We start from the raw sequence: 13,851 nt of genomic DNA, 5'->3' as shown, positions 1-13,851 counted from the left end.
GCCCACGGGCCGCGCACGGAGTTCCAGACGAGAGTGGGTCACCAACGATGAAGCGGCACCTCCGCGACGCGGCCGGGCGCGTCCGACCTCCCCGACGCGCCACCGCGGCGCTCGTCCTGCTGACGTCGGCCGGTCTCGTGCTCTCCGGCTGCGCCTCGGCCGGCGGCGGCGTGCAGAACGTGAGCAGCACGCCCGTCAAGGGCGGCGTGCTCAAGTACCGGGCCGCGGGCGGCGGCAAGTCGATCGACCCCGCCACCACGACCGGCTACGGCCTGGCCGTGCCGTTGCGCGGCCTGGTGGACTCCCTGGTGTTCAACAACCCGGACGGCACGTTCGCGCCGTGGCTCGCCACCAAGTGGGAGGTCAACGACAACGCCACTCGGTACTCCTTCGCGCTGCGCCAGGACGTCACCTTCAGCAACGGCGAAGAGCTCGACGCCGCCGCCGTCCAGCTGAGCTACCAGGCGCTGCGCGACGGCGGCGCCAAGTACGCCGTCGCCAACCAGTGGATCGGCGCACTCGCGCAGATCACCACACCGGACCCGCACACGATCGTGTTCGAGCTCTCCAAGCCGAACTCGTCGTTCCTGCAGGCGGTGTCCAGCACCGTGCTGGGCGTCGTGGCGCCCGCCACCGCCAAGCTGCCGTTCGAGAAGCGGCAGGAAGGCCTCGGCATCATCGGCTCCGGGCCGTTCGTGGCCGCCGAGAGCCGGGGCGAGGAGGGTTACACGCTGGTCCGCCGGGACGACTACGCCTGGGCGCCGGAACCCGCGGCGAACCGCGGAGCGCCCTACCTCGACAAGATCGAGGTGCGCAACATCCAGGACAACAGCATCGCCGCGGCCGAACTGCGCTCCGGCGGCCTCGACCTGCTGCACAACACCGAGCCGGCGGACAAGACCGAGTTCTCCACCAGCCGGGAGATCACCATCCGGCGGGAACCGCTGCCGGGTTCGGCGCTCGGGTTCGTGGCCAACACCGAGGTGCCCGGCCTGGACGACGTGCGGGTCCGCCGCGCGCTGGCGCTGGCCGTCGACCGGGACGCGGTGCTCAAGCGCGCCTCGGCGATCGACATCGCGCCCAAGGGCGCCTACACCGCGAGCAACCCGTACTTCACCGACCAGTCCGACCGGATCAAGACGGACGTCGCGGCGGCGGAACGCCTGCTCGACGAGGCCGGCTGGCGACGGGGCGCGGACGGCGTGCGGGTCAAGGCCGACGCGCGGCTGTCGTTCGAGCTGGTCTACAGCCCGTCCACGATCTCGCACGAGCCGAACATCGCCGTGGTGCAGTCGCAGTGGAAGGCCATCGGCGTCGAGCTGGAGTTCGGCAGCCTCACGCAGGCGGAGCTCAACCAGCGCCTGCAGTCCGGCAACTACTCGTTCTCGTGGGGATCGGGCACCCGACCCGATGCCGACGTGCTGCGCTCCACCTACGGCGGCCTGGACCGGGAGTTGGACGAGGTCTTCGGCCAGATCCTGGCCGAGCCCGACATCAACGCGCGCAAGGCACTCGCCGGCCGGGCCTCGGAGATCGTCCTCGACCAGGCGTACTACATCCCCCTCTACGACTTCATCCAGCCGCTCGCCCACCGCAACAGCACGCACCTGCCGCTGCTGGAAGCCACCCACATCCCGTGGCTCGGCGACGCCTGGATCGACCAGCAGTGAGTCACCGGTCGGGGCCGTCCCGGCGGTCCCGACCCCTTGGGAGCCAACGATGAGCGAACCAGTACCGTCCACCCGCACCGACGCCGCGCGCGACCTCGCCCGCGTCGTGGCGGCCAAGCTCGCGCACGCCGTCGCGGTGGTCTTCGCGGCCTACTCCGCGTCCTTCTTCCTGCTGTTCGTGCTGCCGGGCGACGCCGTGCTGGCCCGCGTCGGCACCACCGACACCATCGGCTCGGCCGACGTCACCGACCTCGACCTGGACCTGCTCCGGGACGAGGTCGGCCTGTCCGACAGCCTGTGGACCCAGTACCTGAGCGGATTGGCGGGGCTCGTGCGCGGCGACCTCGGCCGCTCGCTGATCACCGAGCAGCCGGTCACCACCCTGCTCGGCGAGGTGCTGCCGAACACGATCACGCTGGCCGTCGCGTCGCTGGCGCTCTCGGTGCCGCTCGGCTTCCTGCTGGCCGTGCTCGCGGTCAACCCGCGCGCGCGGGCGGTCCGCTCGCTGGCCTCGCTGGTGCCGTCGGCCTACGTGAGCCTGCCGGTGTTCTGGGTCGGCATCCTGTTCATCTACTTCTTCTCCCTGACGCTGGGCTGGTTCCCGTCCAACGGCAGCCAGGGGTTCGCCTCGCTGGTGCTGCCCACGGCGGTGCTGGCGCTGCTCGGCGCCGCGCAGTTCGCCCAGGTGCTGATCAGCGGCCTGCGCACCGAACTGGGCACCACCTACGCGGCGGTCACCGCGCCCGCCAAGGGCGCCGGCCGCTTCCACGTCCTCTACCGGCACTGCCTGCGCAACGCGTCGTTCCCGTTCCTGGCGGTGTTCGGCCTCCGGGTCGGACAACTGCTCGGGGGCACGGTCGTCGTGGAGGTGGTGTTCTCCCGCGTCGGTCTCGGCAGGCTGATGGTCGACTCGGTCAAGGCGGTCGACCTGACCGTCGTGCTCGGCCTGGTCGTGGTGCTCGCGGTCGCCTACGTGGCCGTCAACGCCCTGGTCGACATCGGCTACGTGCTGCTCGACCCCCGTCTGCGCCGCCGTGCGGCGAGCGCCGTCGCCCAGGAGGTGCGGGCGTGACCGACACCATCGCCACCGCCGCCGTCGAACCCGTCCCCGTCCTGCCGGGCACCGCCGCCCCGGTCCGGCGTCGGCGTCGGCCGCGGGTCCGCGAGCTGCACGTCCTCCTGGCGCTGTTCGCGTTCCTGGTGCTCGTCGCGCTCTTCCCGGGGCAGGTGACCTGGCACGACCCGTACGAGCTGGACGGGCTGCCGTTCACCGCGCCGAACGGCGACTTCTGGTTCGGCACCGACGAGATCGGCCGCGACCTGTTCTCCCGCGTGGTGCACGGCCTGCGGATCTCGCTGTTCTCCTCGCTGCTCGCGGTCGCCGTGGCGCTGGTGGTCGGGGTGGTGGTCGGCGTGTTGTCCGGGCTGCGGCCCGGTGGCCTGCTCGACCGCGGGCTCGGCATCCTCACCGAAGCTGTCATGGCCGTCCCGGGTGTGCTGCTCGCCCTGGCGGTGATCACCACCTACGGGCGCGGCGCGTTCGTGGCGGCGGTCGCCATCGGCGTCGGCGAGGCCACCGGTTTCGCCCGGCTGATCCGCGGCTGCGTGGTCCGCTCCGGCACGCTGACCTACGTCGAGGCGGCCCGCACGTGCGGCGCCGGACCGGTGCGGGTGGTCACCCGACACGTCATCCCGAGCATCCTGCACCCCGTGCTGTCCTACACCGCGCTGCACTTCGGCCTGGCCATGCTGGCCATCGGCTCCCTGAGCTACCTCGGCTTCGGCGAGGCGCCTCCGTCGGCGGAGTGGGGCGTGCTGATCGCGGGCGGCCAGAAGTACCTGGCGCACGCCTGGTGGGTCGCCATCATCCCGGGCTTGGCGCTGACCTCCGTGGTCGTGCTGCTCAGCCGCACCGCCTACCTGTTCCAGGAGGACCGCGCATGACACCGCTCGTCCGCATCACCGACCTCACCGTCACCTACCGGCACGCGCGCGGCGACGCATCGGACACCGCGCTGAAGTCCGTCTCCCTGGACATCCCGGAGGGCCAGGTGACCGCGGTGATCGGCGAGTCCGGCTCCGGCAAGAGCACCCTCGCGCACGCGGTCGTGCGCCTTTTGCCGCACAACGGGCACATCACCGGCGGCAGCGTCGAGTTCGCCGGCGAGGACGTGCTCCGGCACGGCGACAAGGACCTCCGCGCGCTGCGCGGCAGGCACATCGGTTTCGTGCCGCAGGACCCGATCGCCTCGCTCAACCCGACCAAGACGGTCGGCGCGCAGCTGCGCGAGGCGTTCGCCCTGGCCCGCTCCACCCTGTCCGCCGACGAGGTCACCGCTCGGATCCGGCAGGACCTGCTCGACCTGGGGTTCGACAACCCGGACGCGCTCACGGCGTGCTACCCGCACGAGCTGTCCGGCGGCATGCGCCAACGGGTGCTGGTGGCCATCGCGTTCTCGCAGCGGCCCGGACTGGTGATCGCAGACGAGCCGACGAGCGCGTTGGACGTGCTGGTCGGCCGAGAGGTGCTGCGCGCCATCCACACCGCACGCGCCAAGCACGGTGCCACGGTCGTGCTCATCACCCACGACCTGGCGCTGGCCAGCCGCAACGCCCGGACGGTGGTCGTGCTGCACCGCGGCGAGGTGATCGAATCCGGCCCCGTCGAGGACGTCTTCGCCAACCCGCGGCACGACTACACCCGCAGCCTGCTGGCCAGTTCCGCACGGGTGTCGCACGGTCGCGTGCTCAGCATCGCGGAGGCCCACGTGCGGCGTCCGAACCGGGCGACGGCGGTCGAGCCCGCCGCACCACCGGTGGTCGAGCTGGTCTCGGTGGCCAAGCGGTTCGGCACCGCGAAGCGCGGCACCCAGGCCGTGGACGACGTCTCCCTCGTCGTGCCGCGCGGCACGACGTTCGCGCTGGTCGGCGAGTCCGGCTCGGGCAAGACGACGACCAGCAGGCTGATCCTCGGCCTGGAACGCCCGGACCGCGGTGCGGTGCGGGTGCTCGGCCGCGACGTGCCGGCGCTGCGGCGCGCCGAACTGCGCGAGCTGCGCCGTCACGTGCAGGTGGTGTACCAGAGCCCGTTCGAGTCGCTGAACCCCCGGTTGTCCCTGCGCGACATCATCAGCGAGCCGCTGGACTCCTTCCGGACCGGCACCCGCGCCGAACGCCGCGCCCGCGTGCGCGAACTCCTCGACCTGGTGCACCTGCCGCAGTCCTACGAGGACCGCAGGCCGGACGAGCTGTCGGGCGGCCAGAGGCAGCGCGTGGCCATCGCCAGGGCACTGGCGCCACGGCCCGAACTCCTCGTCCTGGACGAGCCCGTGTCCGCCCTGGACGCGACCGTCCAGGCACGCGTGCTGGACCTGCTCAACGAGCTGCAGCGCGAGCTGGACCTGACGTACTTCCTGGTCACCCACGACCTCGCGGTGGTCGCGGACGTCGCGCAGCACGTGGCGGTCATGCGCGCCGGGCGCGTCGTGGAGCACGGTCCCACGTCGGAAGTGGTCCTGACGCCGCGGCACGACTACACGCAGGCGTTGCTGGCCGTGTGACCCCTGTTCAGCCAGCCGCGTTCACCCGATCGGGGCGGGCACCACCGCGCGGATGTCCACGTCCAGCACGGTCGACACGGCGGGCAGCACCCGGCACCCCGCGCGGTACTGCTCCAGCAGCAGCTCGACTTCCGGCTCGGCCAGCCCGTCCACGACCACCTCGACCAGCACCCGGCCCACCTTGAGCCGGTTCGGGGTGTAGCGCGACGTGCGGGCGCGCACGTTCACGGCCCGCGTGCCGGGGTTGTCCGCGTCGGGGTCGCCGTCGGTGCGCAGCACGTTGAGGAGGTTGACCACGAGCGCGGAGACCAGCAGGTCGAGCGGGCCCGGCGCCCTGCCGGGACCACCCGAGGCCACCGAGCCGTCCGCGAGCAGTTCGAACGCCGGACCGCGCACGGCGAAACGCCCGCCGACGTCGGTCGTGCAGCCGGTGATGGCGCTGATGTAGTCGTACCCGGTCATCTGCCCTCCGAGAGCGCGAGGTCGCACGTCCAGTGTGCGCCAACCACCCCTCCGGACCGCAGCCGTACCGCTATCTGGACACCTCGGACCCCGTCACCGCTTGGCCAGCTCCGCGGCGAAGATCACCGAGGCCTTCTTCAGCACCTCGATCTCCTCCTCCATCGCCTCGATCCGCACGTGCGCGGACTCCAGCTCCGCCTCCAGCTCGCCGATGCGCGCGAGCAGCCGCTCCCTCGGCGCCTGCCGCAGCCCGGCCGCCCCGCCCACGCTGAACATCCCGTCGTCCAGCCGCTTCACCCAGATCCGCAAGGACTGCTCGCCGACCTCGAACTCCTCGGCCACCTCGCGCAGGATCGACCGGTTGCCAGGCTCCGCCTGCCGGCGCTCGACGACGCGGCGGACAGCGGCGTTGCGCACCTCGTCGCTGTACTTCCGCTCGAACACCATGGCCGCCCTTCCGTCATCACCGTCTCGACACAGCGTAACGACTGTCCGGGCTGCGTCCCGAAGTCCGCCCGGTGGGACGTCGAGGCCGAGGGAGTGCCGGCCGACCTGTTCGAGCCCGTCATCAGCACCGGACCACAGCCGCGAACGACACCAGCGGGCTCGCCCCGGAAGGCGAACCCGCTGGTCGTCGGCTGTCGGACGCCAGGAGGCGCAGGTGAGCCGAGCCGAGGCAGCCGAACGTGAGGTAGCGCCGAGCACCCGGCCGAGGCCGCTGCCGAGGCCCGGCAGGACGAGGTGCGCGCGACCGGATTGGTGCGCCGGAGGTGGTGCGCGCGCCGGAGCCGGGCTGTTCCCACCGCTGTTTCGTGCCGCCGGCCCCGGCGTGCGGGTGAGCGCGGTCGACCTGCCGGGCAGATCAGCGCGTGGGGGCGAAAGGCACGCCGCTCGCGGTCTCGGCGGGCAGGTCCACGGGGTGTCGCCACAACCCCTTGTCGCGCAGCAGGGGCAGCACTCCTTCACCGAACCAGTAGGCCTCTTCCAAGTGCGGGTGCCCGGACAGGACGAACTCCGCGACGCCCGCCGCGTGGTACTCCTCGATGCGCTCGGCGACCTCGGTGTGGCTGCCGACCAGGGCGGTGCCCGCGCCGCCGCGCACCAGGCCGACGCCGGCCCACAGGTTCGGGTGCACCTCCAGGCCGTCCCTGCTGCCGCCGTGCAGGGCGATCATCCGCCGCTGCCCCTCCGAACCGCTGCGGGCGAGTCCTTCTTGCACGCGGGCGATGGTGGCCGGGTCGAGCGCGTCGAGCAGCCGCTCCGTCTCGGCCCACGCCTGGTCGGCGCGGTCGCGGGTGATCACGTGCAGCCGGACGCCAAACCGGGGTTCGCGGCCCAGTGCCGCCGCTTCGCGCCGGATCCAGGCGATCTTCTCCGCGACCTGGTCCGGCGGCTCGCCCCAGGTGAGGTAGACGTCGGCGTGCCGGGCGGCCACCCGGCCGGCGGCGGGTGAGGACCCCCCGAAGTAGACCTCCGGCACCGGGTCGGGGGTGCGGGCCAGCTCGGCGTCCTCGACGGTGAGGTGCTCACCGGCGAAGTCGACCCGCTCGCCGCGCCACAACGCCCGCACGATGGTCAGGAACTCGTCCGTGCGCCGGTATCGGGCTTCCTTGTCGAGGAAGTCGCCGTAGGCGCGCTGCTCGTGGTCCTCGCCGCCGGTCACCACGTTGAGCAGCAGCCGTCGGCCGGAGTGGCGTTGGAAGGTGGCCGCCATCTGCGCGGCCAGCGTGGGACTGACCAGGCCGGGGCGGAAGGCGACGAGGAACTTCAGCCGCTCGGTGGTCGCGGCCAGCATCGCGGTGGTGAGCCAGGCGTCCTCGCACCACGCGCCCGTGGGTGTGAGCGCGCCCGCGAAACCCAGCTGCTCGGCGCTGCGGGCGATCTGGCCCAGGTAGGCCAGGGTCGCGGGCCGGTCACCGCCCGCCACCGTGGTGGCGACTCCGTGACCGCCGCCGACGAGGTAGCGGCTGTCGCCGTAGGTGGGCAGGAACCAGTGGAACGTCAGTGACATGGTCGCCTCGTCGAAACGTCGGGGTCGGGCGGGTGTCGGGGCGTCAGGGAGCGGCGAGCAGGGAGCGACGGGCGTGCAGCGCGGCGGAGAAGCCGTCCACCACGTCGTGCAGGGGGCGCTGTGCCTCGGGGGCGAGTGCCGGCACGTCGCCGGCGGTGATGTGCTTGTCCAGCACGAACCACCCCTGCACGACGTGGTGGGCTCCCAGCGACGACAGGACCGGTCGCAACGCGTAGTCGAGGGCGAGGACGTGCGCCGGGCTGCCCCCGGTGAGCACGGGCAGCACGACCTTGTCGGTCAGCGCGAACTGCGGCAGCAGGTCCAGCAGCGCTTTGAGCGCCCCGCTGTAGGCCGCTTTGTAGACCGGTGAGGCCACCAGCACGCCGTCGGCCTCCGCCAGCGCCGCGACGACCTCGGCGATGGCCGGGTCGGTGGGGTCGGCGCTCAGCAGCGCCTCGGCGGGCAGGTCGCGGACGCGGACCACGCGCACGGCGTGGCCGTCACCGCGCAACCGGTCGGCGAGGTGTTCGACGAGGCTCGCGGTGCGCGAGGCCCGGGAGGGGCTCCCGGACAGCGCCAGGATCGAGGGCATCGGTTACCTCCGTCAGATCAAACCGTGGCGCGGCGGCGGTGTGCCGTCGAGCGCGTAGCGACCGATGTGCTGGATCTTCCAGCGCCGCGGGTCGTGCAGGGTGTGGGTGCGGGCGTTGCGCCAGTGCCGGTGCAGGTTCAGCCCGTCCAGTGCCGAGCGCGTGCCCGACACCTCGAACAACGCGCTGCTCGTCTCCAGCGCCACCGGTTCGGCGAACGCCTTCGCAGCGGCCACCGCGATCGACGCGGCCGCTGCGCTCCGGTCGTCCAACGCGGCGCCGGCCGAGTCCAGCGCCGTGCCCGCGGCGACGAGCAACGCCTCGGCGGCCCGGACCTGCACCTCCAGCTCGCCGAAGCGCTGGATGGTCAGCGGGTCCTCGGCGGCGCGCTCCACGCCCGCTTCGAACCACGGCCTGCTCTTGGTGCGCACGAAGTCCGCCGCCTCCGACAGGGCCGAGCGGGCCAGGCCGACCTCGATCGCGGTGTGCAGCGCCTGCGCCCGCGCGCCGTGCAGCTGCGGGCCGGTGAACGTCAGGTGGTGCGGCACGACGTGCTCGGCGGGCACCCGCACCCGCCGCAGGTGGACCGAGCCGCTGGCGGTGGTGCGCTGGCCCATGCCCTCCCAGTCGTCCACCACCTCCACCCCCGGCGCGTCGGCGGGCACGTACGCCACCACCACCCGGTCGTCGCTGTCCTTGGCCAGCACCGGGATCCAGTGCGCGAACAACGCGCCGGTGCAGTAGTGCTTGGTGCCGTCGAGCAGGAACCCGCCGTCGGGGTGGGGCAGCAACCGGGTCCGGTAGTCCTGCACGTGCTTGGTGCACGCCTCGGACTGGGCGTTGCCGAAGCGCCTGCCCGCCAGCACCTCGCCGAAGAAGAACTCCTGCTGCCCGGCGCTGCCCCGCTGCCGCAGCACGTTGACGTAGACGAAGTGGTTCTGCGGGATCTGGGCGATGTTCGGGTCGCCCACCGCGAGCAGCCGGAACACCTCCAGCACCGTCGTCCACGACACGTCCGGCCCGCCGTGCTCGGCGGGGACCGTGATGGCGAGCAGGCCCGATGCCGACAGCTCGTCCAGCTCGGCGCCCGGGAGCCGCCGCAGCGCGTCGCGCTCGGCGGCTCCCTCGGCGAAGCGCCCGGACAGCTCGACGGCTGTCCGGACGGCTTCCGCGTCGTCGGTGATCACGTGTACCACGTGGGCTCCGGCACCTCTCCCAGCAGCGCGTAACGCCCCACCTCGGTCCGCTTGTAGGCGATCGGGTCGTGCAGGCTGTGAGTGCGCAGGTTGCGCCAGAAGAGGTCCAGCCCGACCGAGGCGGCCGTGGCCCGCGCCCCGGTCACCTCGAAGATCCGGGTGCCGATCTCCAGGCCGGTGTCGACCGCGCGCTGCTTGGCCGCCGCGATGACCACCGCCGCCTCGCCGCGCTCGCGCGCGGTGACCTCGTCGGGGTGCTCGTTGATCCGCTCGATCAGCTGCGCGGCCCGTTCGGCCAGTGCCTCCGCCGCCCACAGCTTGGACTGCAGGTCGCCGTAGGTCTCCAGGACGTAGAACTCCTCGGTGGCCGAGTCCTTGTTGTCGCCGCCGTAGGGCCAGGGCCGGGTCTTGTCCCTGGTGTAGGAGGTGGCGGTGGTCAGCGCGCCCTGGGCGATGCCGAGGTAGAAGTTGGTGAACACCAACTGGATCAGCGGGACGTTGAGGGTGTTGTAGGTGCGGGGTCGGAACTCCTTGTCGACGTAGCCTGCGGCCTGCGCCCAGGGCACCCGCACGCCGTTGATCTCGACGCTGCCGCTTTCGGTGAGGCGCTGGCCCAGGTTGTCCCAGTCGTCGTTGAAGACGATGGCGTCCTGGTGGGACGGCACGATCGCGAAGATGTGCTTGTCGGTGCCCTCCAGCACGCCTTCCAGCACGGTCACGTCGGAGACCTTGCCGCCGGTGGAGAACGACTTGCGGCCGGTGAACACGATCTCGTCGCCGTGGTCGGTGATGACGAGGTCGTTGTCGCGCGGGTTGACCGCGCCGCCGAAGAACCAACGCTCGCGGGTGGCCTGCTCCTCCACGGCTGCGACCTGCTCCGGGGTGGCGACCAGCCGGGCGGCCCAGAACCAGAGGTAGTGGTAGCCGATGAGCTGGCCGATCGACCCGTCGCCGGCGGCGACCTCGCGGATGACGCGGTAGGCGGTGGTCCAGTTCTGGCCGCCGCCACCGTGCTCCACCGGGCCCAGGAGGGTGACCAGTCCGGAGTCCTTGAGCAGTGCGACTTCCGCGTGCGGGGTGGCGCCGACGCGGTCGCGCGCCACCGCGTCGGCGGCCAGCAGGGTAGCGACCTCCCTCGCGCGGGAGGTCCACTCGTCGGAGGTGGCGGGCGTGGTGGTCCAGGTCTGCTGGGCGGACGCCGTCACGGGCGGGCTCCGATCGGTTCGGGGGCGGCGGCGGAGGTGTCGAGGGACGCTTCGAGCTCTCGGACGATCGGCAGCACGTGCTTGCCGAAGTAGGCGACTTCTTCCTTGTAGTGAAGGAAACCGAGCAGCAGCAGGTCCACGCCGCGCCGCTTGTACTCCACGATCCGGTGGGCGACCTGCTCGGGCGTGCCGATGAGCCGGGATCGGAACCCGTCGTTGTACTGCACCAGGTCGTCGAACGCCGAGTCGGACCACATGCCCTTCTTGTCACCGGTGGAGCTGCCGGCCTGCTGCACGGCGTCGCGGAACCCGTGCACCGCCTCGGTGTCGGCCTCGGCGACGATCTCCCGCAGCGTCTCACGCGCCTCGGCTTCGGTGTCGCGGGCGATGAGGAAACCGTTGAGGCCGAACTTCACCCTGCGCCCGTGGATCGCGGCGGTGCTGTTGACCTCCTCGATCTGCTCGGTGATGCCGTCGAAGTCCTTGCCGTTGCTGAAGTACCAGTCAGACACCCGCCCGGCCATCGCCCGGGCGGCGGTGGAGTTGCCGCCCTGGAATACCTCCGGGTGGGCGCGCCCGGGCACGTCCAGGGGCTTGGGCTTGAGGTCGTAGCCGTGCAGCCGGTAGAAGTCGCCGGTGAACTCGGCCGGTTCCTCGGTCCAGCTCTTGCGCAGCACGCGGATGAACTCCTCGGCCCGGCGGTAACGTTCGTCGTGCTCCAGCCACGGTTCACCCAGAGCGGTGAACTCGGCCTTGAACCACCCGCTGACCACGTTCACCGCCGCGCGGCCACCGGAGAGGTGGTCCGCCGTGGCGACGAACTTCGCCAGCACCGCCGGGTGCCACAGACCCGGGTGCACCGCCGCGATCACCTTCAACCGCTGCGTGGCCAGCAGCAGCGCGAGGCTGAAGCTGGTCGACTCGTGCTGGTAGGCCGCGCCGTAGCCGGCCATGTAGCGGACTTGGCTCAGCGCGTACTCGAAGCCGTTGTCCTCGGCGAGCACGGCCAGTTCGCGGTTGTAGTCGTAGGACCAGTCGGTACGTTGTTCGATCTTGCTGACGACGAGGCCACCGCTGACGTTCGGCACCCAGTAGGCGAACTTCAGCGGCTCCCGCTCCCGGTTTTCGGGCACGGTGGACTCCAAGCTGTGGGTTGGGCGAGCGCGAAATCGTCCGGGCAGGACAAGGCGTGGACGGTGTCTTGGCCTATCGGGGGCAACAGCCCTGGGCGCCGACGCGGACGAAGTCCACGTGCCGGCGCCTGGTCAACACGGTCGGTCGCTGCACGCCTTCACTCCAGCAGCACAGGGCTACCGGGTCAACGAGGACCGTTCGCCTCCCACATGATGAACGCCCGGGTGAGTCACGCCGGAGTTCACTTGACCGGGTGAACGGCAGTCGCAGGAGCTACTGGGAGTGGGTGCTGACTGCCGAGGTGCGGCGGGCGCTCCGAGCCGCGCGCAGGGATCGGCAGCCGATCGGAGCAGCCTTGGGACCACGTCGCTCCGGGAGTCACCCGGCGGCGGTGGTCGAGAGACCAGGCGGACGCGGGGGCGCGGCCCGGGCCGCACGAGCGGACGAGTTCACACGGGTGCGGAAGGAAGTCGAGCGGATCCAGGCCAACGGCAGGACTTCGGCGCCGGGCTCACGATCTCCCCGGGCCCGGAGCCACGGAACTGACCGGGGGACCAGGGCGGGCTGTCCCGCGTCCGGTACGAGGACCTGCACAGGACGCACGGCGAGAAGGTCACGCGTTTCCACGCTGGAGTTCCGGCAGTCGGCGGGCGTCCACGGCCACCACGTGGACGCCGTCGACGTCGACCGCGACGCCCGGATGACTGACCGGCCGCCCCGGGGCGGCCGGCGGGCGTCAGCGGGAGAGGGTCGTGGTGACCGGGGTCCAGCGGACGCCCTTCCAGTCGCCGTCGGCGGTGGTGCTGCGACCGACGACGACGCCGTGGTTGTTCAGCGCGACCGGCGCGCTGTAGGGGCCGCCCAGCGAGTCGAGGTAGGTGAGCTGCCCGTCGCGCCAGAGGAACACGCGGGTCGACGAGTGGTCCGCCGACGAGGCGTGCCCGACGACGTCGCCGCGCTCGTTGATCGCGGTCGCCACGGAGTTGCCGGGCACGCCGAGGTCGACCTGCTTGCCGCCGGCGGGCCACAGCACCGCGCGGGACGTGCCGCCCTCCAGCACCCAGCCGACCGCGTCGCCGCGCTCATTGAGGGACTGCTCGCCGTGGGCGAGCCGGCCGCTCTCCGACAGGACGGTCACCTCCTCGCCGTCCCAGCGCAGCGCCACCATGCCCCGGTTGGCGACGATCACACCGGCCTCGTTGATCGCCTCCGGGTCGTACGTGCCGTAGCCCGGACCGGGGTTCAGCCGCGTGCACGCGCCGTCGGCGCAGCGGAGCGCGGCGAACTCCTGGAAGGAGGCGGAGGCGTAGCTCGCCGCGACGACACCGGCGTTGTTGATCGCGTACGTCGACACGTGATCACCGGCCACCGGCAGCTCCGCGTGCCGCTCGCCGTCCCACACGGTGGCGTGCTGCTCGCCCCGGGACGACGTGGCGTACGACATCGGCACGCTGCCGTCGTCGTTGATCACCTGCGCCCGCGCCCACGCGGCTCCCGGCGGCGAGATGGCCTGCCGCTGACCCGCGAACCAGACCCACGGCTTCTGCGTGTCCGGCACGCCGTCGGAGGTCAACCCGAGCACCTGACCGCCCTGGTTGATCGCGCCGGCCAGACCGGGGCCGAGGTCGGTCGCCCCGCCGCGCGGCGACCACAGCACCGCGCGCGTCGGCGCACCGCCCTGCGCGCTGCCGACGACCTGACCGAGGTCGTTGACACCGGTGGGGTAATAGCCGGGACTGCCGGGCAGGCCCGCGACGCCCGGCAGTTCGGCGATGGCGTGCGTGGCGGACGCGGCCGCCGCAGGGGTGGTGGTCAGTGGCAGGGCTGTCGCGAGCGCCAACACGGCCAGCGACGCGCGTAAGTCGGGCATGATCGCTCCGTTGCGAGTACGTCCTGAAGTGGTACTGGATCGATCAACGGTAACTCCCGCGCACCTGCGGCGGTGTCGGCCGGACGGCGCAAAGGTCCGCGAAACCCTTTCGCCGCACGGAGGTTCGCGAATCGCCGAGCCCCGCCGCGACGC

General features: G+C 72.0%; 12 protein-coding genes. 4 read left to right on the top strand and 8 right to left on the bottom strand.

Annotated elements, in window-relative coordinates:
* Window positions 1–47 precede the first annotated feature (47 nt).
* Genes AB0F89_RS23715 through AB0F89_RS23700 form a run of 4 tightly spaced genes read left to right on the top strand, consistent with a single transcriptional unit; the run spans window position 48 to window position 5,230 of the window.
* Window positions 48–1,670: an ABC transporter substrate-binding protein gene (locus AB0F89_RS23715; RefSeq protein WP_367127765.1), complete on the top strand. Its 1,623-nt coding sequence runs from the start codon at window positions 48–50 to the stop codon at window positions 1,668–1,670.
* A gap of 49 nt (window positions 1,671–1,719) precedes the next feature.
* Window positions 1,720–2,742, top strand: coding sequence for an ABC transporter permease (locus tag AB0F89_RS23710; RefSeq protein ID WP_367127764.1), 1,023 nt, complete (start codon window positions 1,720–1,722; stop codon window positions 2,740–2,742).
* Complete coding sequence (locus AB0F89_RS23705) at window positions 2,739–3,614, top strand: ABC transporter permease (protein WP_367127763.1); 876 nt, start codon at window positions 2,739–2,741, stop codon at window positions 3,612–3,614. The genes AB0F89_RS23710 and AB0F89_RS23705 overlap by 4 nt, the downstream gene beginning before the upstream one ends.
* Window positions 3,611–5,230 carry an ABC transporter ATP-binding protein gene (locus AB0F89_RS23700; RefSeq protein ID WP_367127762.1) on the top strand — a complete coding sequence of 540 codons (1,620 nt, stop codon included), beginning with the start codon at window positions 3,611–3,613 and terminating at the stop codon, window positions 5,228–5,230. The genes AB0F89_RS23705 and AB0F89_RS23700 overlap by 4 nt, the downstream gene beginning before the upstream one ends.
* A 21-nt stretch (window positions 5,231–5,251) precedes the next feature.
* Here AB0F89_RS23700 and AB0F89_RS23695 read toward each other — a convergent pair whose 3' ends face one another.
* From AB0F89_RS23695 to AB0F89_RS23660, 8 genes are all read right to left on the bottom strand, one after another.
* The gene (locus AB0F89_RS23695; RefSeq protein ID WP_367127761.1) at window positions 5,252–5,692 is read right to left on the bottom strand and encodes a hypothetical protein; all 441 of its coding nucleotides are present in this window, start codon (window positions 5,690–5,692) and stop codon (window positions 5,252–5,254) included.
* A gap of 93 nt (window positions 5,693–5,785) precedes the next feature.
* Window positions 5,786–6,139 (bottom strand): transposase, encoded by a 354-nt coding sequence (locus tag AB0F89_RS23690; protein ID WP_367127760.1) that lies wholly within the window; start codon window positions 6,137–6,139, stop codon window positions 5,786–5,788.
* A gap of 415 nt (window positions 6,140–6,554) precedes the next feature.
* The gene (locus AB0F89_RS23685) at window positions 6,555–7,703 is read right to left on the bottom strand and encodes an LLM class flavin-dependent oxidoreductase (protein ID WP_367127759.1); all 1,149 of its coding nucleotides are present in this window, start codon (window positions 7,701–7,703) and stop codon (window positions 6,555–6,557) included.
* A gap of 43 nt (window positions 7,704–7,746) precedes the next feature.
* On the bottom strand, window positions 7,747–8,295 hold the full coding sequence (ssuE, locus tag AB0F89_RS23680; RefSeq protein ID WP_367127758.1) for an NADPH-dependent FMN reductase: 549 nt from the start codon (window positions 8,293–8,295) through the stop codon (window positions 7,747–7,749).
* Between the two features lie 12 nt (window positions 8,296–8,307).
* A complete protein-coding gene (locus AB0F89_RS23675; protein ID WP_367127757.1) occupies window positions 8,308–9,489 on the bottom strand; it encodes an SfnB family sulfur acquisition oxidoreductase in 1,182 nt (393 codons plus the stop codon).
* On the bottom strand, window positions 9,477–10,694 hold the full coding sequence (locus AB0F89_RS23670) for an acyl-CoA dehydrogenase family protein (RefSeq protein ID WP_367127756.1): 1,218 nt from the start codon (window positions 10,692–10,694) through the stop codon (window positions 9,477–9,479). Before AB0F89_RS23670 ends, AB0F89_RS23675 begins: the two co-directional genes overlap by 13 nt.
* Window positions 10,691–11,827, bottom strand: a complete 1,137-nt coding sequence (sfnG, locus tag AB0F89_RS23665) for a dimethylsulfone monooxygenase SfnG (RefSeq protein ID WP_367127755.1) — start codon at window positions 11,825–11,827, stop codon at window positions 10,691–10,693. The genes AB0F89_RS23670 and sfnG overlap by 4 nt, the downstream gene beginning before the upstream one ends.
* A 737-nt stretch (window positions 11,828–12,564) precedes the next feature.
* Entirely contained in the window at window positions 12,565–13,698 is a 1,134-nt protein-coding gene (locus AB0F89_RS23660; protein WP_367127754.1) for a hypothetical protein, read from the bottom strand.
* Window positions 13,699–13,851 lie beyond the last annotated feature (153 nt).

Origin of the sequence: Saccharothrix sp. HUAS TT1, assembly GCF_040744945.1 — a bacterium.
In the GTDB taxonomy this organism is placed as follows: domain Bacteria; phylum Actinomycetota; class Actinomycetes; order Mycobacteriales; family Pseudonocardiaceae; genus Actinosynnema.
The sequence above is the reverse complement of the archived record's forward strand: the minus strand, read 5'-3'. Positions and strand labels throughout refer to the sequence as shown.